Raw genomic sequence first — 24,444 nt, 5'->3', positions numbered from 1 at the left:
GGGGTTTCATCTATAACCCTCCTTTATCCTCTGACTATCAAATAGTTTATCATTTTTATTGTATGAGGTGAATAAATTGGAATTTAATCAGCTAAAAACTTTTTATTCTGTTGCCACACATCTTAATTTTACCAAGGCAGCAGAAGAACTGTCCTTAAGTCAACCTGCTGTATCAAGGCAAATAGATGCATTAGAAAATTATTATGAAGTCCCCTTATTTTATCGTACTAAAAAGAAAGTGGAGTTAACAGATGCAGGAAGACAACTTCTAAAATATGCAGTTCAAATTATCTCAATGGCAGATCAAGCTGATAAAGCTTTAACCTCACTTTCTAATTTAGAAAGTGGTGAACTAATTGTGGGGTGTGGTACGACAATTGGTACTTATGTTATTACTAACCTAGTTATAGACTTTCAGAAAAAGCATCCCAGCATAAAAGTAAAACTCATCATTGACAACACTTCCAACATCATTGATAAATTAGAGAATAATAAAATTGATCTTGCCATCATTGCTAAAAGATTTGATGATTCAAAATTCAATTACCAGCCTCTATTTCAAGATAAAATCAATGCCTATTGTTCAGTTGAACAAAAAGAGAAATATAAAAATCTAACATCTGTAACAGAGTTGAATGCGGAGACTATATTACTTAGAGAAATCGGATCTCATACGAGAGAATGTGTAGAAAAACAGCTAAATAATATTGATTACTCGAAAAATAACATAGTTGAGTTAAGTACAAATGAAGCAATAAAACAAGCAATCTTAAATAGTAACGGTATAGGGTTTCTTTCCTCAACAACCGTTCATATAGAGTTAAAACACCATTTATTATATGAGATTCCTCTTCAAGAAAAGTGTCAAAGAGAATTTTCCGTTATTTCGCCAAAAGGGAAATACACATCTCCAATTATGCTGATATTTAGTTCTTTTTTAACGAAAAACATACGCAAATTCTCTTAGAAGATAATTACATAAAGGTTGTGAAACCAATGTCCCTATTCGAAAAGTTATATACTTTTATTATTTTATTAGCAGTCATTATTGGCTTAAGTATAGGACAAATAGAAGTAATAAGATCAAACGCAGAAAGCTTTATTATCCCTTTATTAGTAGCCATGCTATATATTACTTTTATACAAATTCCTATGGAAGAAATAAAAAAAGCGTTTAAAAATATCAAGTTTACATACACTTCAGTCACGATAAATTTTGTCTGGACACCTCTCCTAGCATGGCTGCTAGCAATAGTGTTTTTAGTTGATACTCCAGCGTTGTATATTGGTTTTATCATGCTTATGGTTACACCATGTACGGACTGGTACTTAATTTTTACAGGAATCGCAAAAGGAAATGTTGCGTTGTCAACGGCAATCTTACCTTTAAACTTAATCTTACAAGTCATTTTGCTACCTATTTATCTTCTTGTATTTGGCGGAACAACAGGGGTTATAGAGCTTTCTTTTCTAGTGGAAAGTATCTTAATTGTACTATTCATACCATTGGTTTTAGCTCTTCTAACAAAAGTGTTCTTAAGAAGCAGGCAGCAGTTAAAAGAAAACCTTATATCTAATCTTAGCGTGATGCCGATAATTTTTCTCAGTCTTGCAATTGTTGCTATGTTTGCTTCACAAGGTCAATTACTACTAGATAATTTAGATTTAATGTGGCAGATTACTATCCCTATTCTTTTATACTTTATTGTAAATTTCTTCGTTGGTCAGAAAATTGGACAGCTTATGAAGTTTCCGAACTCCGACAGAACAAGTTTAAGCTTAACGACTTTAGCAAGAAATTCGCCAATCGCTTTAGCAATTGCTATGACTGCATTTCCAGACCAACCTTTAATAGCTTTAACATTAGTTATTGGACCATTATTGGAATTACCTATTCTAGCTATCATTACACAACTTTTATTATTTATTTCAAAAAATAAAAGTACATAAACAACTCAAAAGCACACATCAATTTTATTTAATGATGTGTCTTTTCATATTGCATCACCCTGCTCGTTCTTTTAAAAAAACAAAAAGATCAGCTCTGTTACTAATCGTAATTCTTGTTGTATATACGCACGTGTTACTTTAAGTGTAATTCTTCACAAAGTTTTACTCCTTATTTTATTTTTTCATAACATTTCCATTTATTAGCACAAAAAAAGCATCTGCCCTACGTCAGATACCTTTAAACATCCTACGTCACCATAATTGAAACTACAAACATCTATACACCCAAATATACTCATCAGCAAAGAATAACTTAAATGAATTATTTAAGAAGTAATCCATTGGCATTTTTTCTCCATAATATCTTTCATACTGCTGTTGAAAAATCAGTTTCTTCTGTTCAATATTTTCTCTATAAATATCTGGTGGAATAGGAAATGGATCTCTTTCATACTTTTAGGATTAGGTGTTGCAAAATAATACAATTTAAAAGTTTGATTTTGTTGCAGTTCAGCAATAGGTTCTCTAATGAAAATTTCACCTTTATTTTTGAATTTGATAAGATCACGCTTTAATCTTAATAGGCTTTTTCCTTTACCTATATCTGTTTGAAAGATTTTATTTAAGGTAACTTTCAAGTAGATCACTCCTTGTATATTTTGAATATACCCAGTTTATGGAAATACATACATTGGAAATAATCTACTCACATGTTAAAAAGGGGATGTATTATTTTATTTCGCCTATTTTCTTTCGGTAAGCGTTTTTTAATCATGGGTCTAAAACTAGTATAGGTTTTTTCTGTAATTGGGCATATGTATCCATTTCCATGGTAGACAATTTCCCTTAAGTCCTGATTTTCATCAAAAAATTTGTTATAAACTTCTTTTACAATTTCATCAAAATCAAGGTATTCAGGAATTTTTAATTTTTCCCCAATACTTTCTGACAACTTTTTAAAAGCTGTAAAACTATAAACCGAAGTAAAATTCCGATTCTTTTTGTTCCTTTTTTCTTTCTGTATATCTTTTTCTGTCTTGGCACTTTTCCTAATCTCATCAACATCTTCCGTCAATTGTTCAAATAATTTATTTAGCTCTATTACCTTTGCATCGATTACATTTATTGTGTCTTGGAAATTTTATAAACATTATTAGTTGACATATATTCATTAATCTCTTCATCTAAAGGTAGATTTTCAATGTATGAATCATAAACAGCTTTCATAATTGGTAGACCTGGTCTTATTTCATCTATGTAGTCAAACAAATCCTCATGATTTATTAAATATCCTTCTTTCCTGTTCTCAGATCTAATCGCTTTAATTCTACCTTGTCTTATCCAACGCGTAACCATTTGAATAGAATCTGTAATGTAATATTCTCCTAATATTTTAATGCCTGGTGAACATTGTATTCTCTCATTTTCACTTCCCTTCCAATACAAGACCTTTTTAATATCATTTATATGAGGTGTGACTGATTTAAGAATAAAATGGACAAACCTTTTTAAGTTTTTATCATACAAAACTCTAATTCTATTAAACTTTACATAAGTAAAGTTACAGGAGTATCACCTATTTACCGAAAATTTTTAAGAAGGTACTACCTCTTTACCGAACTAAAGTTGTCCAAAATAAAGAATACGCCATACCAATTCTCACAAACCCTATGATGCCACTAGGACAAGCCCCTAAAATTTATTTTCTGTACGGCAAGGGGGTAGTGCTGGGATAATGAAATTTTTATTTATAATTATGAACATCAAAAGTCTAACTTATAAAAGTTAGGCTTCTTTTTTATGGGACAATTCAATAATTTGTTTCCTCATGAAATCGATTGTTTGTCCATATATTGAAGTAAGCAGATGCTTGTTGACTGGAGAAGGTGATGAGATGGAACTACCAAGAAAAGTGAAATATGGGCTATGCTATCTAAGGCGTTCTAGGCAAGATGAATCGCGTGAAAAAAAGCATGGTGTGGATACCCTTCACGAACAAAGATTACTCATGACCAACGAATTGAAGAAATATGATTTCCATTATGAAATCAGACAAGAGATTGGCTCAGGGGACACCATTGCTAATCGTCCTGTTTTCTCTAAAATAGTAAGTGAAATACGTCAAGGAAAGATCGATGCCTTAATTGTGAAAGACTTCTCTCGTTTAGGACGTGGGAATATGAAAGATTCAGGTGAGTTGTATGAGCTTATCATGAAACACAGTATTCTGATTATCACCCCAAATAAAATCTACAATCCTCACAATGATAGCGACCTTCAACAAATGCGTTTTGAAATGTTTCTGTACCGAGAAGAATTTGAAATGATCAAGAAACGTTTAAATAATGCTAGGAAGAATTATGCCCGTGAAGGTAAATGGATGACTGGTGGTGGTGGGATACCATTTGGGTATGAATACGATGAAGTTTCCCAGAAGCTAACTCCTAACCCTGAAGAATCGAAAGTCGTGCAAAGGATTTATGATTGGTACGTCAGTGAAGAGGAAATTGGACTTCAAACCATTTGTACTAGGTTAAAGAGAAAGAACATTCCAAGTCCAAGTGGTAAGAAAGATTGGCATCAAGTCGTAGTGAAACGGATTCTAAGTAATAAAGTTTATATCGGTACTGTTGAGTTCGGAAAGACAAAAAGAGTGGATAATAAGGCAGTAAAAAAGCCAGAGGACCAACATATTGTGGTGGAAGATGCTCATGCAGCCATTATTGATAAAGAACTGTTTCAGAAAGCACAAGTGAAATTAGCACACATGAAAAATACCCACCCAGTTCGAACAGATTTCGCTCCTGGTATTTTGGCAGGACTGATTACTTGTCCGCATTGTGGGCGGAAGATGCTTAAGAATACATCCAGCCAGAAATATAAGAAAAAGGACGGCACGATAAGCCATTTTAGAAAAGAATTTATTGCTTGTATTCCTTGTGGTGTGTATGCCAAATATGATCATGTGGTGGAAGCTATATTAGAATTTTTAAAAACACTTGTCAACTTAGATGAGGACAGTATAAAAAAACAGTATGCTAAATTAATTGAACAAAAGATGAAGAGAGAGGAATCGAATGAAGAGGAAGATAGCCATCTCCTTTCAAGGAAGAAGGATATAGAAGATAGCTTGAAGTTGATTATAGATATGAAGCTAAAAGTAGCGATGAAGGGTCATATCCCTGATTTATATGAGGAGAAAGAGGCAGAGTTAAATGAGGAACTTAAGAAGGTGGAGCAGGAAATTGTAAAATGCAAACAGGAAAATAGAGCAGAAGAAGATGTCACCATTGGAACTGTAATAAAGGAACGGATCCAAAATGTGTTGGATGTGTTTCAACTGCTTCGATCGAATGAAGAAAAAAATAACCTCCTGAGGGAGGTTATTGAGTATGCTGAGATTGAGATAATAGAAAAAGGACGAGGGAGAAGACCAGCAAAATTTAAATTAACTGTAAAACCATTACTTTCCTTTTGATTCTTTGCTTTTGTTGATATGTCTAGTCATGATTAGATAGTTATAAGAATGAACATTTTCAACTTATACCTTTTACTCCTACCCACTTGATTAAAATAACAGTATGATTAAAAGACTGCCACATCCCCATTTATATGCTTAAAAGGTATAATAGTTAATGAAACCCATATTTAAGTTAAGTAAAAACATGGCTGCCTAAGCAACCATGTGTTGATAGTTTAAGATATTTTTTTACCTTTGTATTTTGGGAAGAGTTCTGCTATTTGTCTTTTCCATCCGTCTAAGTGTATAAAACGGTGCTTATGCAAATTACCGTTAATAATTTCAGCTTTGGACATTTTTGAAAGCTCCACCCAGTTACCTTCAAAAACATAGGTAGCATTACCATATTCTGCACTTTCAAAGATGTAGAGATTTAATTGTGTAAAACCGAAAATAATATATCCTCGGTAACCATGAGTTCCGATGGCATGGAAGTCTGGCTTATATTGAGATATGGTTTCAATTCTGTCAAAAATAACGACTTTTTTATTTCTAGATTTCTTCTCCAATACGGGAGTAAGATGTTCTTGAAATTTACTCCAAGGCAAGTCTCCTGTCGGAAGGACATCCCAGCCAAGCCTTCTTACCTCTGGAACTTCATATCGTTCCAAATTTTCATGCAGAATTTCTGCCCGCTTAAAAATCTCAAGCATAAGGTTGATTTGGTGGACTATGACTTCTTCTTCCGTTTCACCTTTAATAATAGGTGATCCCGCCACAACAAAATGTTGATCTTCAGTTGAGACAATCACTAATTCCACCCATGGAGAAGGAATCCACTTTCTTGGATAACGCTTATACGGAATATCAACAATACGAGAATGACTATTGCCACCCCAGTCTTCCCATTCATGATATTGTTGGCGATAGGCTGTTTCCATAGGTTGGTCTTTTTGTGGTATACCTTTTCCGTTAGCATTAAACTTTGACACTGGACCTAACTTTGGGGAAGGTACAAGAGATTCTCCAGTTGTTAAATTTTCGAATCCAATGTACTTCAGCTTATTAGATACATCTTCGGTAATTGGTAATCCAATATAAATTGTTGCCCCTTCATCGATATGGGACAAATAGTTCTTGCAATTCCTGATTCGTTTTTTGTTAATTAACATAAACCATACTCCTTTTTCCTGTGTATTAATGAACGGAGTAGGTAGTATTCTATAAGTTTTGCTGTTTCCAACCCTCCTTGTTACTAGTTCATTAGAGGGTAATTCCAATCTAAAGACAAGAAAAAGGATAACCGAACAAACACAGAACAAAATGTGAAAATTTTTATTTCCTTAAAATATAACTTGATTTCTACATTCGTTTTGATGTAAGATGGTAACCGTAACTTGTTATTAGTTAGTAGTTAGTAGTTAGTAACTTTTAGATGAAATACCAAATCTGATGCGCTCACATCAGACCTAATGAAATAGAGATTTAATAGAATACATGCCTAAACCCCCATCTTATTTAGCGTAAGGGGTATTTTGCGTTTTGTCAATAGTTTTGTCGAAATTTTATAGATTAATTTAAATTTTAGCCTAAATCTTTATGATATAGGCTCTTTTTTAATTTCTAAGAGATCTTTCTATTATTATTTATACTTAGTAAGTGACGAATCTAATTTAAAAGGAAAAACAGGGTTCCTTATTATGTATTTAGTCTTATCCTCCACCATCAACTCATCAGCACTTATCAACGCAAAGCGACCAGCCTTAAAATTCCCTTCCTGCGTTAAAGAGAGCAAATGCCATAAAAACTTTTCATCACATTTTAAAATTTCTTGGAATTCCATTAATCCCCGGTTGGCAACGTTCAATTCCCCATCAAAACGGTAAGCTCTTGGATCTGATTCTGAACCGTATTCTGCAATAGTGGAAAAGTCAATGGAACCGGTTAAGTCGGCGATATCTTGTGACTTTGGATCAGATGGACTAAATGTCCCAATACCTTTCCGTTTATTTTCTGAAAGGAAAACACGTTCAACTATAACATCTTCAATTCTTCCATCGTACTCCTGTTCAAGCCTCATCATGTTTAAAGGTGATAAATTCCCTTCAATACGAATACCATATTCTTGGTAGAAATCATCTCGTAAATGTTGTGGAATTAAGTGGAGAGGATCTTCATGCATCGGACAGCCTTTGATTGCATAAACGGCACCAAAGTCTGTATAAGAAAATTGCTCTAATCCTCGTTTTAACATAGATACAATAGTGGATTTCCCTCCACTAACAGGTCCCATTAACAACAGGATACGTTTTCGTACGTCTAATCTTTCGGCTGCTGGATGAAAGTATTCTTCCACTAATCTTTCTAACGCTTCTTCTAAACCGTATAATTCGTGACTGAAAAACGTATATTCTTTGTGGCCGTCTTTTTCTTCGACACCAGCTTCTTTAATCATTTGATAAATTCGTGAATGTGCGGATTGTGCTAAATGAGGCTTTTCTTTAAGTAGCTCTAAATACTCCCTAAAGGTGCCTTCCCAACGGAGTTCTTCCTCCTCTTTTCGATGGCTCTCAATTTTACCTAAAATATCCATTCATCGCCCTCCCCATATATGTTGTTTCATTCACGATAATTTGTACGATTTGTACAATATATGTCGAGGACGAGCTAATGATGAGTTATATTGAAGAAATACATTTTATTTAAGCTCATTAAAATTGACTTGTTAGTATGTTTTCGAGGCGGTCTAGTAGTTTATGCACGTGAAAATTATTTTTTTAAAGAGTAGACCAAATTAATTGCACGTGAAGAACTATTATTGAAGGTTTGGCTGAGACTTATGCTAGGTTCAGAGCTTTTTTTGCAGACTTACAGTAGAATAATAAGCTTTTAAAGGAAAAAAAGAGTTAACCTTTAACAGGCTAACTCTTCTTAACTTGCTTATCCGTTCTTAACTTTTTCCGCTATTTCAATAGTACGTTTTGCTTGATGTTTTACTGCCCCTTCAACATCTTCTACCATTTTTCCGTCTTGACCTACTGTTACACTTGTTCCGTAAGGGTTTCCGCCAGCACCGAATAATACAGGGTCAGAGTAACCAGGTGCCGCAATGATTGCACCCCAGTGCATCATCGTTGTGTATAGAGAAAGAATAGTAGCTTCTTGACCACCGTGTAGGTTAGATGCCGATGACATTCCACTGACTACTTTATTAATTGTTTTACCATTTGCCCATAGGCCACCTTGTGTATCAAGGAATTGTTTCATTTGTGCTGCTGCACTACCAAATCTTGTTGGCGTACTAAAAATAATTGCATCAGCCCATTCAATATCATCAGAAGTTGCTTCTGGAACTTCTTTTGTTGCTTCTAGATGCGCTTTCCATGCAGGATTTGATTCAATTGCTGCTTCAGGTGCAAGCTCAGGAACCTTTACTACTTTTACATTGGCACCTGCTTCTTTCCCGGCAGCTTCTGCCCATTTTGCTAGTTCATAGTTGGTACCTGTTGAGCTGTAATAAACGACTGCTAAATTTACATTTGACATAAGTTTTCGTCTCCTTTTTTGTAGATTTTTATGTTGTGAAGAAAACCTTCATCACATAGTACAGTTTCATATATTATCAATTCGAGATATATAATACAAAGATTTTGCTTTGTGTAATGATCAACAGCCTATTATTTCCATTTAATTTATTATGAATTAGAGATATATAGGTAAAAAAAGCTTTAGATGCTCTTAGCAAATAACCCAAGCTTTTTTAACATTTCAATGAGTAACTTTTTCTCATCCACATTTAGTCCAGCGCAAATGTCATTGATCGCATCCATATGCTTAGGAAAAATTTCATCCATTAAAGTTTGTCCTAGTTCTGTGATTACCGCATACGTAACTCGTCTATCTGTCGGGCATGGTTTTCTTTTGATGTATCCCTTTTTTTCGAGCTTATCAACAACGTACGTAATACTGCTGCTTGCTAATAATACTTTATCCCCAATCTTTTGAATTGGTTGTTCCCCTTTATGGTACAGTAATTCAAGAACAGCAAATTCTGTAGGATTTAACCCATACCCTCTTATATCATCTTTAATTTTACTAGTGATGGAATCCAGCGCTCTTGTTAGTACAACGAACAATTTTAAAGACAATTCTTTTTCGTTATCTGCTCCCATTAGTATCAGCCCTTTTCATTATCTCGAATTCGAAATAAATTATATATGATAGATTTTGTCTTTGTCAACTTCATCAAAACCAAAATCCCCCAAAGTAATTTCGAGGGATTTTAGTATGAATGTAATGAAACGGAACGATTAAAACGTACCATAAACTTCTGGACAATCCGATTCTGTTGGTGAATAAAAGCAATGTGACTTATGTCGCCCCGTATTCCACTGGTTATACCACTGAGCAGGACAATTTCCTTCCGGCCTGAAAAACCATAAAGCATTACTAGCTGGATGATGTCTTTCTCCTTTGATTACTTTACGCGCTAGCTCGATATCTATGTCCCTAGCGCCTTGATAAAAGTAACCTTTTATCGTTGCCTCAAACCCACCTGGCCTTTGATAAACCATTCTTCGTATATCTGTTATTTCTTTAAAATCAAGACAGCCTGCCCTTGTGCGGTTGACGCCGACATTTCCAACCATTAGCATTCCTAATTTGCCGTCGCCCTCGGCCTCTGCTCGCATTAGCCTCGCTAAAAGTTTCACATCAGCTTCTGTAGCCTTTACAACAGCCATGAAAATCCCTCCATTAATAAGCACTCATTTATGTATATTCAAAAGAGAGAGAAAATGAAATTGTCCAAATTAGGTTGATATCTATATATGGACTATTTGCCTCAGCACTGCCCCTCCTTTGAAAACAGGAAGTGAAAAAACTCACATACTTTTACTGTTTAGGGAAAAATAATTACAATTGAATTCTTGGAAATAAAGGAGATTTTCCTATGCAGAAAACGTTATCCTATAAAGAATCGTGGTTTGGTAATATCAAAGGTGATATCCTATCTGGTATTGTTGTTGCTCTCGCTTTAATTCCAGAAGCAATAGCATTTTCGATAATAGCTGGGGTGGATCCAATGGTAGGCCTTTATGCATCGTTCATCATTTCAGTCGTTATTGCCTTTGTAGGTGGTCGTCCAGGTATGATATCTGCAGCCACTGGTGCCATGGCCCTTGTTATGATTGATTTAGTTGCCGACTATGGCCTTGAATATTTATTAGCCGCGACTGTTTTAACTGGTATTCTACAAATAATATTTGGGGTAAGTAAACTAGCAAGGTTAATGAAGTTTATTCCTAGATCCGTGATGGTTGGGTTTGTAAACGCCTTAGCGATTCTAATCTTCACTTCTCAATTAGAGCATTTTGAGAATGTGGGCTGGATTATGTATGCAATGGTTATAGGGACTTTAGCAATTATTTACTTATTCCCCTATATAACCAGGGCAATTCCCTCACCACTTATCGCAATTGTTGCAATCACTGTCATTGCCATTACTGCAAATATGAATGTGACAACAGTAGGTGAATTAGGACAAATCACGAAAGCATTTCCAGCATTCCTAATCCCACCTGTTCCATTCAGCTTTGAAACATTAGCTATCATTTTTCCGTATTCCCTTGCCCTTGCAGTTGTCGGGCTAGTCGAATCCCTATTAACGGCTAGTATCATTGATGAATTTACTGGAACTCCTAGTAATAAAAACGTGGAATCAAATGGACAAGGTATCGCCAATATTATTACGGGTTTTTTTGGTGGAATGGCTGGATGTGCGATGATTGGACAATCTGTTATTAACGTAAAATCTGGTGGTAGAGGAAGACTTTCGTCATTAGTGGCAGGACTTTTCCTCATTTTTCTTATTGTATTTATGGGGGATATTGTATCCCAAATTCCTATCGCAGCGTTAGTGGGCGTCATGATCATGGTAGCTATTGGAACCTTTGACTGGGGATCTATTCGGCTATTAAGAATTGTTCCATTGACCGATAATTTAGTGATGATTGTTACTGTGTTGACTGTGATATTTACCCATAACTTAGCCATTGGGGTTTTGGCCGGTATTTTATTGAGTACGATATTTTTCGTTTCAAAAATATCAAAGGTTGAAGTTACGAAAACAATGAAACATAGTCGAATGGTATACTTCTTTAGAGGGGAAATCTTTTTTGCTTCTGTTACAGAGCTCCTAGAGGATTTTGACTATAATATCCGAGAAGCAAAAGAGGTCATATTTGATTTAAGCGGGGCCCGTTTATGGGATGATTCAGCAGTTGCTGCCTTCGATAAAATTGTATTAACCTTTGAACGAGAAGGAATTAACGTTTATTTGACTGGATTAAACCAAGCAAGCTCAGAATTAAAAGCGAAATTGAGCAGAAAATTGAGTTCACATTAGGGAGGAAACAACATTGTATAAAAAAATCTTACTAGCATCAGATGGTTCTGAACATTCACATCGCACAACAGAGCACGCCATAAGCTTATCGAAAGCGTTTGGTTCTACTGTTGAAGTCGTATATGTAAAGGATAGTGCGAAAGTAAAATCTGACACCTTACACAATTGGAATAAAGTCGGTATTACAGACTTACAACGAGATAAGTTTGCTACAGTTGAACAAAAGCTAACAGAAGCAGGGATTTCCTATGAGCTTACGTTTTTAAGTGGCGATCCTGGCCCAACACTTGTTGATTATGCGAACAAAAATGACTTTGACATTGTGCTTATAGGCAGCAGGGGCTTGAATGCACTACAGGAAATGGTTTTAGGTAGTGTAAGTCATAAAGTAGCCAAAAGAGCGAATTGTCCTGTTTTGATTATTAAATAAAAAACAGGGGACAACCCCCTGTTTCTTAAATGTTCCCATTTTTATATGGATGTAATAATGCATAAATAGCTCGAAGACATGGTGTATTCAATTGGTGTTTTTGTGCTTCCTTTAACAAATATCCATGTAGACTATCTAGTTCCATTCGTAGTCCTTTTTGTAAATCGCGGTGCATGGAGGAAGTCATATCCGTCGGTAGATTTTGGAGTTTGCTAGCTATTGTATCCACCGTGTTTACTGCTAAAGGTACATCTTTAGCCTTCGCAACCTCATAAATTTCAGTTAATAAGTCATATAAAAAGCTGTACGTTACTTCATCCTGTATGGCTATCCCAATTGGCTGTCTAGTTGCCGTGGTGATTCCGCTTAAGGACGTTAAGAAAATATATTTCTTCCACATTTCTGCGATGATAGAGTCCGTTAATGTCACATGGATAGAGGATTCCTTCATGATAGCTTTTATTTCTGCAAGAAATGTTTGATCAACGGCATTGGATAGAGGTCCAAAATAAATATCTTGCATTTGACTCGTTTGAACGACATCCCCATGTTCATTTAAGGTGGAGGCAACATAACAAATTCCCCCAAGCACGTTCTCTTTCCCAAATTTTGAAACAAATAAATCTAAATGCTCCATCCCATTAAGTAAAGGCAAAAGCTTTGCCCCTTTGTTTACTAGCTCCTCCAATTGCGGCATTGCCTGATCAACATGATAATTTTTCAAAGCAACAATTACGAGGTCAGGGCTTTCAATTTCTTCTGTATGTAAAACAACCCTCGGTTCAATGGTAAAATCACCATAGAAGCTCTCCACCTTTAATCCTCTCGCTTTTAATTGCTCATATCTTTTCTCTCTAACTAAGAAGTTGACGGGATACCCTTTTAACGCTAATTTCCCACCAAAATACCCACCGACTGCACCTGCACCAAAGACGACAATATTCATACATTACCTCCAAACCTTAATTGGACATACTTATACTGATATCAATATATGATGGTTTGCTATTTTTCATGAACTAGCTATTATCGTTTTGTATAAGTTATCTCTTTTTTTCTTATGCTAATAGAGATTAGTTTGAAGAAACATTGAACATTTGTCTAGGAGTATTCAAAAAATGAAGTTTTTTGGTATAATAGCAAGTAAGCAACAGTTACATACGAGGAAAGTATGGACTAAAGGAGGCCATTTTCGTGAAGTTATTCTTAATTCTAGCAGTTAGTGTCACTTTTATTATTTCCATCTTCACAGCTGGTTACGACTCTAAACCAGGTAAAAACTAAGAAATACAAAACGCCATCATTTCAAATGATGGCGTTTTTTTACTTTCACTATGATAAACATATTGTAGTTAATGAACGTTTGGAAATCCTTGTTGACGAAGTGCTTCATAAATAATAATTGCTGCTGTGTTCGATAAATTCAAAGAACGAATTTTATCCGTCATGTGAACACGCAAGCATTGATCTTCTTTCCCAACTAATAATTCTCTTGGTATTCCATCTGTTTCTCTACCAAACACGAAAAAGATATCCTCGTTTTGGTCACTATAATCATAATCTGTGTAGTGCTTCGTTCCAAAGTTTTCAATATAATAAAAAGATCCGTTTGGAAAAGTTTGATACAAATCTTCTATCGAATCATAGTAACGAATATCCACCTCATGCCAGTAATCTAAACCAGCACGACGAAGCATTTTATCGTCTGTCGAAAACCCTAATGGGCGAATTAAATGAAGCGTCACATCTGTACCCAAACATGTACGAGCAATATTACCTGTATTCGCTGGAATTTCTGGTTGGTATAAAACGACATGTATTCCCATATCATCACCTCGAGCTTTGCCTCTTTTTTAACTTGAACATTATAACATAAGTTATCCGCCAATATGGAAAAACTTATACTGAATGTCAGGAGTCCAGGCAGTGGAATCTTCATACTTCCAATAACGATGACGACTATTTTCTGTATGAGCGTTCACCAGAGGCTCTCCATTCCCATCCTTCGCGACCACTATTGTCGTGTGATTCCATTTTCCATCCCCTTCAAAATCATAGCAAATGACATCGCCCGGCATTAAATCAGTTGCATGTTCCTTCTCTATTGCTGTCAGCCCTTGGTGTGCCCCACTTAAATACCACCGCATCGCATTTGCCACTGACCAACTATAGCTCCAGTTCGTACCATTGTACCACCAACCTTTTGATCTATTCGGTTCTCCCCACATTGCTGCTCCCCCGGCATGAAGACATTGAGAAATATAATTCGTACAATCAACATCAAATTTATGATAATCCGGATTATAGTCGTTCCACCAGCGTTCCGCATATTGAACAGCTTTTCGCCGATCATAGGAGAAAGAACGTTTGCCTTCCCGTAAGTATTCTTCTGGTCCAATCGAATAATCAATATTATCAACGGCAGCATTTTCTTGAATTGGTGAACTCATCATCTCATGAGAAATGATTTTATCCCCATCCAATTTCACTTTAAACGGGAAAATCAATTCTTCCAAAAACATTTCGTCCTCTTGCTTCAGTAGCATTGTTAAATGAACGAGATAAAAAACCTCATCTTCTGATCTTTCTGCTTTTAGTCGATGGAATGGCTGCCCATCACCCGCAACCTGCAACACCTTAACGCCTCGTTTATCATAATCCGCTTTTTTCTTTTTCCACCACTGGGAACGACCTGATCTTCCGAAGATCATGTTTTCCCATTCCTGCTGAAGAATATGTTTACTCATGATGCTACCTCCTCTCACCTAAAAGTGTATGACGAAGAGGGTTGATTAAATGAAAACAATTAGGAATTTTAATAAAAATGGAATAAGAAAACTGATTAAAAGAAAGGTACTTATGTACGTAAAAAATATTTTTTTAATGAGTTGATCACTTTAAATTGAGCAGTTTGAGCCTATAATTAAAGGTTGAGAAAGAATTTTTAATGAGTTCAACCATTTTTTTGCACCCTTTACGCTTTTATTTGCACATTAGAAAAACTTGGCTTGCCGCCAAGTTTTTCTTATACTTTAATCCTTTAACAAAGTTAAACTTTCTTAAAGTAAAATAAAAACAAGCGGGTTATCCGCTTGTTATAATTGGGAAATTGGTATATTTTCATGTTTTAATAAAAATTCTTTTTTATCTAATCCGCCATTATAGCCTACAAGTGCTCCGTTACTACCTATCACACGATGGCAAGGAACAATAACGGACAGTGGGTTTTTATTCACTGCTCCCCCAACTGCTCTGACGGCTTTTGGGCTTTTGATTTCATGAGCAATATCTTTGTAGGAACGGGTTTCTCCGTAAGGAATATTTAATAAAGCATTCCAAACTTTTTTCTGAAAGGGTGTTCCATAAAACTGATACGGAACATTAAATTCCTTCCTTTCACCAGCAAAATATTCTTGAAGCTGCTTTTCTAACTCTACTAGTTTTTCAGAATTCGTCTCAAAGTTGGCACACAAAAAGTGCTTTTTTGCCCAATTTTTTAGCTTTGTTTCCTGTTCTTCCTTCGTGCCAAAGTCTATTTGGCAAATCCCCATGTCATTTCCGATTAATGTCATGGTTCCTACAGGCGTCTCAATTTCTGAAATATATAAAAGGGAATGTTTATTCATAATAACCCCTTCCCTACCAGTTTTATTTACTATTTTACTAGAATGTAGATGACTTTAAAATAGCAAATGTAACTCTCATTAAAAACAGTCGAAATCACAATAAATCATTCGACTGAATTTTATTTAGTATATTCAACATTATCATAATCGTTAGCAAAAATTTTTGTTCGCCTAAATTGTTGTGGAGGTAAAGAAAGCAAGGCCCTTTTCCATTTCCTCTAACACTTGTTCATCCTGTTCTTTTTTCTTCGCTTCTTCAATTGCCTCTATTGCTTTTTCATCGCCTATTTTCCCTAAAGCCCAAGCTGCTGTTCCTCTCATTACTGGGCGAGGATCATTTTTCATCACCGCAATTAAATCTTCGACTGCCGATTTATCTTTGTAGTTTGCTAATGCAATAATCGCATTACGCTGAATTGGCTTTTTCCCTCTCCATGAACCAGAAATAAAACCGAATTTTTCTTTAAACTCTCGGTTGGATATCGTCAATAAAGGTCGAAGGAGTGGCTTGACGATTTCAGGGTCTGGTTCCATTTCGTCATGCAAATGAAAGTCTTTCCCTTTATTTTTCGGACAGACAACTTGACACGTGTCGCAGCCATATAATCTGTTCCCTATTTCACTTCGAAACTCATCTGGTAAAAATCCTTTTGTTTGTGTTAGGAACGCTATACATTTTTGAGCATTTAATTGACCACCTTGAATGAGGGCTCCGGTCGGACAAACATCTACACAAAGGTTACAGTCACCGCAGTCGTCTTCCACTGGCTTATCAGGAGGGAAAGGAATGTTTGTAATCATTTCTCCTAAGTAAACATAAGAGCCGAATTCCGGTGTAATGATGGCACAGTTTTTGCCACTAAAACCAATACCCGCTCTTTCCGCAACGGCACGGTCGGATAATTCACCTGTATCAACCATTATTTTAAATTGAGCATCAGGATGTTTTTCCTTTAGAAAGTCAGCCAGCTTTTGCAGGCGATCACGTAAAATGTGATGATAATCCTTGCCCCAGGAAGCTCGGCAAAATATCCCTCTTCGCTCATCTTTCTTACTACGAGGGGCGTCCTTCATTTTGGACGGATAAGCTAGCGCGATAGAAATGATCGATTGAGCACCGGGCATTAACTTTTGTGGATTTGTTCTTTCTTCCACGTCCCCTTTTTCAAAGCCTGACTGAAAATTTAGCTCCTGTTGCGTTTTGAGCCGTTCCTTTAAAGTAGAAAACACATCCACTGCTGCAAAACCTATTTTATCAATGCCAATCTGTTTACTATGTTGAATTACTTCATCCTTAAACGCTTGATTCATCCTTAACCCCTCCTTTCTAATGGGACTGTCCTCAATTATCTTATAGCTTGAACTTTTGCCGTACGTAATCGATTGAGTGTTGCAGCAATTTCAAATCGTCTTGGTCTCGCAAGCTCACCTGGATGCTCTTTCGGTCGTGGTGTAAAGGAAGCTAATCCATCTTGATTCATTTGTTGCTCTATTTTATCGAGTAATTCGGATAAAGACATCTTTTCTTTTAGCCATTCTTTATGCTCCAAATGAGATAATATAGCTGCGATCATCCTAGTTTGGGAACGATCCACAAGCTGCTCAACCTGCTGTAAGTCGATTTCAGTTCTCCCCATCAGAATAGTAGAAAGGCCTTTTTCTTGAACTTTTGATTTTTTTCCTTTTTTGCTATTTAAGCTGTCAGGAAGAAAACTTCTTTTCGCTATACTACCAAAGGCACTTTTTCCCTCTTCACGACGATTAGGGTATTTCATTGCAATCCTTTTTGCATCTTCTGTTACGTTAAATGGAACATATTCATCCATCATAATAACATCGTCTGCAACATCAAAATAGTCTCCGGATCCACCCATTACTAAAATAGTCGATACGCCCAAATCATCGCGAAGCTGCGCAATTTTATCAATAAAAGGTGTAATCGGTTCTTTTTCCTTTACGACCAGCTCTTGCATACGCTTATCACGAATCATAAAGTTAGTCGCACTCGTATCCTCATCAATAAGAATGGAAGTAGCACCAGTCTCTAGTGCTTCCATCACATTCGTTGCTTGAGAAGTACTTCCACTAGCATTTTCCGTACTAAACTGATGCGTCGCCTGACCATGTGGCAGATCATTAATGAAAGGGGAAATATTTACGTTACTAACCCTTCTTCCATCCTCTGCTCTAACCTTAACCGCAGCAGGGTCCGTTAGCACATACTCACGGCCATCCCCTTTAATATGATGGTAAACCCCACGTTCTATCGCCGTTAATAGCGTACTTTTCCCATGATATCCTCCACCGACAATTAAGGTTATTCCCTTTTTAATTGCCATACCGGATAGTTGTTCCGATTGATGAGGAATAGAAAAAGATACTCGATTCATTTCAGGACTTTTAAATGGAACGGCATGCGTTAAGGGTTTATTACTAATACCACTTTCACGAGGTAAAAATGATCCATCTGCAATAAAAGCAATCCAATCATTCTTTTTCATAACTTTCCGAATTTCGATATGTTGGTCAGCTAAATAGGTCGATTCGTCAATTTCTACTTGCCTCATAGAAAAAATGGACGCCGTTAAAATGTCTGGAATAATCCGGAAAAATAACGTTTCCGCTTCCTTCCCATTAATACGTCTCCCATTTGCAGGCAAGCCTATTGATAAGCAAATAGTCGTGCTTTCTTCCGTTATCGTTACAGCTGTTCTTTCTAAAATTTCTTGACCAGGAGCGTCAATCGCTATTAAACCACTTTTCCCAGATCCTTTCGCAAAAGTACTAACCTTGTTAATCGCATTTGCTACAGATCTTGTAATGGTATCCTGTGCATATATTTTTCGTTGCTTGCTATCTAACCACTCAGACTTTATAGTAAATTCCTTTGTTGGAATAATAATACGGATTTTAGAAGGAGAAGCAAAAGGGTCCCCTTGCACATAATCAATGCAAATGTTGAATTGTTGGAAAGAATAAGTACCTTGGATTGATTTATAGGCCTTATATCCTTTTCCATCTATTTTCTGTAAAGACGCTTTAAGTCTTTCCATCGAAACACCTCTTCTTCCATATTCTTTCCCAAGAATACTATGGTAAGGTGTAAACTTTCAAGTCTCGCAAAAAACATTAAAAAACGCAATGCTTCGTGGCAAGCCAGACGAAACACTGCGTTGGTAACATAATTGGAGCGGGTGATGGGAATCGAACCCACGACATCAGCTTGGAAGGCTGAGGTTATACCATTTAACTACACCCGCGTTTGTTGTCGAATATTTAAGTGATAGTTGATATTATAACAACGTTTGGACAACAGTTCAACCTTAAAAGGGATTTTTTTTATTACCCTATGCTTTTGAACAGGAATCGTGCTCGCGATGGTTACTATTATGTCCCATTTAATCTATATGCAAAACCTACAAATACATGTGTACAAATATTCTTTTATTTGGAGAATTTTATCCTTCGGTCGTGGAAACCTTATAACTACAGGGGGTGAAAAGCATGGCTCAAGACGTTTTATGTGAAGTGAAAAACTGTAAATTTTGGGCAAATGGTAACAAATGTGCTGCTGATTCCATTTATGTAGTAAGTCATAAAGGAAAAGAAGCATCTACTTCCACCGAAACGGATTGTAAGACATTCGAGCCAGAATTTTAATGACCTCGCTGTAAGATAGCCTGAGCCCTGTGCTCAGGCTTTTTTAATAGAGGAAAAAACTTTACATAAAAAATGGAATATTTTTCTTGACTTTTTTAGCTCAAGGAATATAATTTGCATTAGGTAAACTTTTATAGTTTATATAAACTTTTTTAATTAATTGCACACATTTTCACTTTCATCATAATTTAACTTTTAGAAATAAAATCAAATTTTTTTAACCTAAAAGTTGACCTAGGGAAAAATTTTTAACAAAGGTAAAGGAGAGGATGAACATGAAGAAGTTTGTTGTTTTGTTTATGAGTGCTGTTTTATTACTTATTTTTACAGGTTGTTCTACTGATGATGCAAACGCAAATGTAGATGGGAAAGTGGAGGTCGTTACAACTATTGCCCAAATTGGGGATGTTGTCAGTAATGTTGGTGGTGACCATGTTGATGTCAAAAGCTTAATGGGGCCAGGAACAGATCCCCATTTATACAAAGCAGCACACAGTGATGTTGAAGCGATGGAAGAGGCGGATATCATTTTTTATAATGGTCATCATTTAGAAGGGAATATGAATGAAATGTTTTCAGAAATGCGCAAATCTAAGCCTACCATTGCAGTAGCAGAAACGGTCCCAAATTCTGAATTAATTGCAGACCCTGAAAACCCAGATATACCAGACCCGCACGTGTGGTTTGATATTGACCTATGGAAATATACAGTAGAGGCAGTCCGTGATGGCTTAATTGAAATTGACCCTGACAACGAAAAAGATTTTACCCAAAACGCGGAAGATTATATGAAAGAGTTGGATGATTTAAAAACTTATGCTGTGGAACAATTCGAACAAATTCCAAACGAATCAAAAGTGCTTGTTACAGCCCACGACGCATTTGGTTATTTTGGAGAGGCATTTGGATTTGACGTTATGGGATTACAAGGCTTAAGTACGGAAACAGAGTTTAGCCTCAATGATGTACAACGAATTATAGATGTTCTTGTTAATCGAAATATTAAAGCTGTATTCGTGGAAAGCAGTGTGTCCGAACGTTCGATTAATTCTGTTATTGAAGGAGCTAAAGAACAGAACCATGAAGTTTCCATAGGTGGTGAATTATTTTCCGATGCAATGGGTCCAAAAGATACAGAGGAAGGGACGTATATTGGAATGTTTAAACACAACATCGATACGATTGTAAGTTCATTAAAATAAGGAGGAGTTATCATGAACGCTTTAACGGTAGATAATCTCTCTGTCACATATGATAAAAGCCCGGTTCTGCAAAGAGTCGGGTTTGAAATTCCCGAGGGATCACTAACAGGAATTATTGGTCCAAATGGTGCCGGAAAATCGACCTTATTAAAATCCGTCTTGCATTTAATCCCACGATTAACTGGTGATATTAAAGTGTACGGAAAACCTTATAAAGAACAACGTAATTTAATTGGTTATGTACCGCAACGTAGTGAGGTAGATTGGGATTTTCCAACAAACGCTTTAGATATTGTTTTAATGGGGAGATACGGGCACATTGGGTTGTTTAGACGCCCAAAGAAAAAAGAGATTTCTTTAGCAAAGGAAGCACTTAAAAAAGTGGGTATGGAAGATTATGCGAACCGTCAAATTAGCCAATTATCTGGGGGGCAACAGCAACGCGTATTTCTAGCTCGTGCCCTCGTCCAAGATGCACAAATTTATTTTATGGATGAACCATTTGCTGGTGTAGATGCCGCAACAGAGAAAGCAATTATGAACCTCATGCAGCAATGGAAATACGAAGGCAAAACCGTGCTCGTTGTCCATCATGATTTACAAACGGTAGAGGATTATTTTGACCACGTCTTATTATTAAATAAAACACCAGTATCTTACGGGCCAACCCAGCAAGTTTTTACAATGGAAAATTTGGAACGAACCTATGGTGGAGCGATTTCCTTTATAGGAAAGTCAGCGCAAGTCATTCAGGAGCGTGGGTAAATTGGAGATATTTGAACTATTCACGAAAGCTAATGCCCAGTGGGTTTTATTTGGGTCCATTTTGTTGGGATTTGCAAGTGGTGTAATTGGTAGTTTTGTTCTATTAAAAAAGCAGAGCCTAATAAGCGATGCAATGGCTCATGCTACCTTACCTGGTGTCTGTCTTGTGTATATGATTTTTCAAGTAAAATCAATTCCATTATTTTTAATAGGTGCAACGATCACAGGATTACTAGCAACCTATTCGATTCAATTTATCGTCAAACATTCACGGATCAAAACAGATGCAGCAATAGGTATTACTTTATCGGTGTTTTTTGCATTAGGAATCGTGCTCCTAACATTTATTTCTAAAAACTTATCTGGAAATCAAAGTGGTTTAGATGATTTTATATTTGGGCAGGCAGCAGCACTCGTATCTAGTGATCTACAAATGATTGCCGTTGGTTCCCTAGTCATTATTATTCTTTCCACTCTATTTTTCAAAGAATTTAAGATAAGCATTTTCGACCCTCTATATGCAAAAGGGCTAGGACTTCCGGTTACTTTTTTTAATGCTGTTTTACTTGCTCTAGTAGTAGGCGTTGTGGTTATTGGCATTCAAATGGTAGGTGTAGTATTAATTGCTGCATTACTCATTACTCCCCCACTAGCTGCGAGGTACTGGACAGAACAACTTGGTTTAATGGCGATGTTATCCGGTATCTTCGGAGCCATTTCAGGATTAATCGGTACGTTTATCAGTACTTTGGGTGAGGGGTTACCAACAGGACCAGTAATTGTGTTATGTGCCTCTGTTATTTTCTTACTTTCTCTTATATTCGGAAGTAAGAAAGGCTTGGTGAAAAAGGTGGTGGCAACTGTATGAGCTATGGTGCTTGGATTTTATTGACAGGATGTTTGGTTGGTATAACCTGTGGAATTACAGGAGCCATATTAGTACTCCGTAAGATGGCGATGTTAGCCGACGCAATTAGCCACACAGTTTTACTAGGGATTGTTGGTGCATTCTTTGTAACCCAATCATTAAACGGTTTACCTATGTTAATTGGTGCTGCCGTTGTTGGTTTATTAACTGCTTTATTCGTACAGCTACTAGATTCCTCAGGCGTGCAATCAGATGCAGCAATCGGCGTTGTTTTCACTTCGCTATTTGCATTAGGTGTCGTCCTCATATCCTTTGTCGGTGATTCCGTACACTTAGATGTACAACACGCATTAATGGGAGAAATTGCTTTTATCCCATGGGAAACATTTGAATTAAACGGGATGAATATGGGACCAAAAGCCGTATGGTTACTTGGAGCTGTTTTATTTATCAATGTAGCCTTGATCATGTTGTTCTACAAGGAAATTAAACTCACAACATTCGACCCACAATATGCTGCTTTAATCGGGATACCAATCATGTTTATTCACTACTTGCTAATGGGAATGGTTTCCCTTTCAACTGTTGCTTCTTTTGATGCAGTTGGTGCAATTTTAGTTGTTGCGATGCTAATCGTTCCAGGGGCAACAGCGTATCTCTTAACGGACCGATTTATTGTCATGTTACTTCTAAGTGGATTCATAGGGGTATTGTCTGCTGTACTAGGGTACTTTTCCGCCGTACTATTCAATGTTTCCATAGCCGGAGCAATGGCTTGTGCTACTGGGGTTCTGTTTTTCTTTGCTTTGTTTCTAAGTCCTAAGTATGGTTTTCTTACAAAAAAGTTAAGAAATAAAATGTTAAAAACTTGATAGCAAGGTATCCCCTTTACTTTACTAGTCTGAGTCGTCATTGCCTCAGGCTAGTTTTTATTTTTATTGCATTTTTTCCAATGACTTTAAAATGAAGTTAGCTATCTTGTTTAACAAGGTAGCATTTTCTCGAATGATTACCTTGTATAACAAGATAAAGATTGGGGTGACACCATCTGTCCTTGCGAAGCCAATTACTTAAAGGAATCTTAGAAGGCTGTATATTATCAATCATTGATCAGGAAGCTGTTTATGGCTATAAATTATCTATTAAGCTCCAGCAATTTGGTTTGAATGATGTAAGTGAGGGTTCTATATATCCTATATTACTCAGACTTCAAAAAGAAAAACTTATTGAAGGGGAAATGCGCCCCTCTCCCTCTGGCCCTAAACGGAAATATTATAAGCTTACTCAAAATGGTATTACTGCCTTGAACGAATTTTATTCGGAATGGCAAAGTATTCAATTTCCTGTAGAGAAAATAATTCAAAGGAGGTCTAAATGATGAATGTACAAGAATTAATAAAGCAGAATAACGAAAAGCGTGAACAACTAACCGAAGAGAATGAAATGTACTATACGGACATAGTCGTATACATTCGTTCCCATCTAACATTATCTGAACAAAAAACTGAAGAACTATTAATCGAACTGTTAGATCACCTTTTTTATGCCCAATTGCAAGGGAAAAGTGCCAAAGAAGTATTTGGTAACGATCCAAAAGGGTATTGTGATGAGCTGATAAAGCATTTACCAAAGGAATCCAAGAAAAATGCCATTATTTTTACTGGCTTTATTTTTTTACAGCTTTTAGGTTGGATGGCTATAGGTAGAGGATCTGTAGACATTATTTTCGGTTTATTTATGGAAATAGATAATTCGTTTTATTTAGGTTCTAGTCTCCTTATTACTGCATTTACCATAACTATGCTATTTGCTACTTTACTACTCTTTTTCTTTTGGATTCGTTCTTCCATTTATAAAAAAACATCAAAACCAAAAAATTTCCTTATAGGATTTCTCATTGCACTAGTTATGACCGGAAGTCTTGTTCTCATGAGCTTTATCCCTACATTTGGTTACGCTATTACAATAAATGGATATATCTTTTTAATTGTGGGGATTATATTGATCGTGCTTTCCAAATGGATGGAACGAATAAATAAAAAGGTTTATTAAAAAACCAAAGGAACAGGATAAAACT

24 protein-coding genes, 1 tRNA gene and 1 pseudogene are annotated in these 24,444 nt (G+C 36.2%); 12 read left to right on the top strand and 14 right to left on the bottom strand.

Annotated features, from left to right (window positions below):
- The first annotated feature begins 76 nt into the window (after positions 1-76).
- Positions 77-967 carry a LysR family transcriptional regulator gene (locus HNQ94_RS01040; protein ID WP_174496383.1) on the top strand — a complete coding sequence of 297 codons (891 nt, stop codon included), beginning with the start codon at positions 77-79 and terminating at the stop codon, positions 965-967.
- A 29-nt stretch (positions 968-996) separates the two neighbouring features.
- Entirely contained in the window at positions 997-1,950 is a 954-nt protein-coding gene (locus HNQ94_RS01035; RefSeq protein ID WP_174496382.1) for an arsenic resistance protein, read from the top strand.
- A gap of 386 nt (positions 1,951-2,336) precedes the next feature.
- Here HNQ94_RS01035 and HNQ94_RS01030 read toward each other — a convergent pair whose 3' ends face one another.
- Together HNQ94_RS01030 and HNQ94_RS01025 are read right to left on the bottom strand one after the other, a co-directional pair.
- Positions 2,337-2,588, bottom strand: a complete 252-nt coding sequence (locus tag HNQ94_RS01030) for a hypothetical protein (protein WP_174496381.1) — start codon at positions 2,586-2,588, stop codon at positions 2,337-2,339.
- Between the two features lie 484 nt (positions 2,589-3,072).
- A complete protein-coding gene (locus HNQ94_RS01025) occupies positions 3,073-3,396 on the bottom strand; it encodes a MerR family transcriptional regulator (protein WP_246200003.1) in 324 nt (107 codons plus the stop codon).
- A gap of 448 nt (positions 3,397-3,844) precedes the next feature.
- Here HNQ94_RS01025 and HNQ94_RS01020 point away from each other — a divergent pair, with 448 nt between their 5' ends.
- Positions 3,845-5,428: a recombinase family protein gene (locus HNQ94_RS01020; protein WP_174496380.1), complete on the top strand. Its 1,584-nt coding sequence runs from the start codon at positions 3,845-3,847 to the stop codon at positions 5,426-5,428.
- A 218-nt stretch (positions 5,429-5,646) separates the two neighbouring features.
- Here the strand turns inward: HNQ94_RS01020 and HNQ94_RS01015 are convergent, their stop codons facing one another.
- From HNQ94_RS01015 to HNQ94_RS00995, 5 genes and pseudogenes are all read right to left on the bottom strand, one after another.
- Complete coding sequence (locus HNQ94_RS01015) at positions 5,647-6,582, bottom strand: hypothetical protein (protein WP_174496379.1); 936 nt, start codon at positions 6,580-6,582, stop codon at positions 5,647-5,649.
- A 530-nt stretch (positions 6,583-7,112) separates the two neighbouring features.
- Positions 7,113-8,003, bottom strand: a pseudogene (gene prkA, locus HNQ94_RS01010) (ATP-dependent protease PrkA); the annotation flags it as partial.
- Between the two features lie 347 nt (positions 8,004-8,350).
- Entirely contained in the window at positions 8,351-8,956 is a 606-nt protein-coding gene (gene wrbA / locus HNQ94_RS01005; RefSeq protein ID WP_174496378.1) for an NAD(P)H:quinone oxidoreductase, read from the bottom strand.
- Between the two features lie 182 nt (positions 8,957-9,138).
- Positions 9,139-9,582, bottom strand: a complete 444-nt coding sequence (locus HNQ94_RS01000; RefSeq protein WP_174496377.1) for a MarR family winged helix-turn-helix transcriptional regulator — start codon at positions 9,580-9,582, stop codon at positions 9,139-9,141.
- Between the two features lie 138 nt (positions 9,583-9,720).
- A complete protein-coding gene (locus tag HNQ94_RS00995) occupies positions 9,721-10,152 on the bottom strand; it encodes a cell wall hydrolase (protein ID WP_174496376.1) in 432 nt (143 codons plus the stop codon).
- 209 nt (positions 10,153-10,361) lie between these two features.
- Here HNQ94_RS00995 and HNQ94_RS00990 point away from each other — a divergent pair, with 209 nt between their 5' ends.
- Complete coding sequence (locus HNQ94_RS00990; protein ID WP_174496375.1) at positions 10,362-11,816, top strand: SulP family inorganic anion transporter; 1,455 nt, start codon at positions 10,362-10,364, stop codon at positions 11,814-11,816.
- Between the two features lie 13 nt (positions 11,817-11,829).
- Positions 11,830-12,246, top strand: a complete 417-nt coding sequence (locus HNQ94_RS00985; RefSeq protein ID WP_174496374.1) for a universal stress protein — start codon at positions 11,830-11,832, stop codon at positions 12,244-12,246.
- Between the two features lie 25 nt (positions 12,247-12,271).
- On the opposite strand, the gene HNQ94_RS00980 is transcribed toward HNQ94_RS00985, so the two are convergent.
- The 7 genes from HNQ94_RS00980 to HNQ94_RS00950 form a co-directional block, all read right to left on the bottom strand.
- Positions 12,272-13,192, bottom strand: a complete 921-nt coding sequence (locus HNQ94_RS00980; protein ID WP_174496373.1) for a ketopantoate reductase family protein — start codon at positions 13,190-13,192, stop codon at positions 12,272-12,274.
- 406 nt (positions 13,193-13,598) lie between these two features.
- Positions 13,599-14,072: a tRNA (uridine(34)/cytosine(34)/5-carboxymethylaminomethyluridine(34)-2'-O)-methyltransferase TrmL gene (gene trmL, locus HNQ94_RS00975; protein ID WP_174496372.1), complete on the bottom strand. Its 474-nt coding sequence runs from the start codon at positions 14,070-14,072 to the stop codon at positions 13,599-13,601.
- Positions 14,073-14,123: 51 nt separating this feature from the next.
- The gene (locus HNQ94_RS00970; RefSeq protein WP_246200002.1) at positions 14,124-14,993 is read right to left on the bottom strand and encodes an amidase domain-containing protein; all 870 of its coding nucleotides are present in this window, start codon (positions 14,991-14,993) and stop codon (positions 14,124-14,126) included.
- A 348-nt stretch (positions 14,994-15,341) separates the two neighbouring features.
- On the bottom strand, positions 15,342-15,872 hold the full coding sequence (locus HNQ94_RS00965) for a methylated-DNA--[protein]-cysteine S-methyltransferase (RefSeq protein WP_174496371.1): 531 nt from the start codon (positions 15,870-15,872) through the stop codon (positions 15,342-15,344).
- A gap of 171 nt (positions 15,873-16,043) precedes the next feature.
- Positions 16,044-17,183: a tRNA epoxyqueuosine(34) reductase QueG gene (queG, locus tag HNQ94_RS00960; RefSeq protein ID WP_174496370.1), complete on the bottom strand. Its 1,140-nt coding sequence runs from the start codon at positions 17,181-17,183 to the stop codon at positions 16,044-16,046.
- A gap of 35 nt (positions 17,184-17,218) precedes the next feature.
- A complete protein-coding gene (locus HNQ94_RS00955) occupies positions 17,219-18,925 on the bottom strand; it encodes an ABC-ATPase domain-containing protein (protein WP_174496369.1) in 1,707 nt (568 codons plus the stop codon).
- Positions 18,926-19,058: 133 nt separating this feature from the next.
- Positions 19,059-19,132 (bottom strand) — tRNA-Gly (locus tag HNQ94_RS00950).
- Between the two features lie 244 nt (positions 19,133-19,376).
- On the opposite strand from HNQ94_RS00950, the gene HNQ94_RS00945 reads away from it, so the two are divergent.
- The 7 genes from HNQ94_RS00945 (at position 19,377) to HNQ94_RS00915 (ending at position 24,419) form a co-directional block, all read left to right on the top strand.
- Positions 19,377-19,532 (top strand): DUF1540 domain-containing protein, encoded by a 156-nt coding sequence (locus HNQ94_RS00945; RefSeq protein ID WP_174496368.1) that lies wholly within the window; start codon positions 19,377-19,379, stop codon positions 19,530-19,532.
- Positions 19,533-19,807: 275 nt separating this feature from the next.
- Positions 19,808-20,734: a metal ABC transporter solute-binding protein, Zn/Mn family gene (locus HNQ94_RS00940; RefSeq protein ID WP_174496367.1), complete on the top strand. Its 927-nt coding sequence runs from the start codon at positions 19,808-19,810 to the stop codon at positions 20,732-20,734.
- Between the two features lie 12 nt (positions 20,735-20,746).
- Entirely contained in the window at positions 20,747-21,499 is a 753-nt protein-coding gene (locus tag HNQ94_RS00935; protein WP_174496366.1) for a metal ABC transporter ATP-binding protein, read from the top strand.
- A 1-nt stretch (position 21,500) separates the two neighbouring features.
- Positions 21,501-22,367 carry a metal ABC transporter permease gene (locus tag HNQ94_RS00930; protein WP_174496365.1) on the top strand — a complete coding sequence of 289 codons (867 nt, stop codon included), beginning with the start codon at positions 21,501-21,503 and terminating at the stop codon, positions 22,365-22,367.
- Positions 22,364-23,239, top strand: coding sequence for a metal ABC transporter permease (locus HNQ94_RS00925; protein WP_174496364.1), 876 nt, complete (start codon positions 22,364-22,366; stop codon positions 23,237-23,239). Before HNQ94_RS00930 ends, HNQ94_RS00925 begins: the two co-directional genes overlap by 4 nt.
- Before the next feature lie 176 nt (positions 23,240-23,415).
- Positions 23,416-23,745 (top strand): PadR family transcriptional regulator, encoded by a 330-nt coding sequence (locus tag HNQ94_RS00920; RefSeq protein WP_174496474.1) that lies wholly within the window; start codon positions 23,416-23,418, stop codon positions 23,743-23,745.
- Entirely contained in the window at positions 23,745-24,419 is a 675-nt protein-coding gene (locus HNQ94_RS00915) for a DUF1129 family protein (RefSeq protein ID WP_221452458.1), read from the top strand. Before HNQ94_RS00920 ends, HNQ94_RS00915 begins: the two co-directional genes overlap by 1 nt.
- Positions 24,420-24,444: the final 25 nt, after the last annotated feature.

Origin of the sequence: Salirhabdus euzebyi, from assembly GCF_014207435.1 — a bacterium.
Taxonomy (GTDB): domain Bacteria; phylum Bacillota; class Bacilli; order Bacillales; family Alkalibacillaceae; genus Salirhabdus; species Salirhabdus euzebyi.
This window is presented reverse-complemented; position numbering and strand designations above follow the sequence as displayed.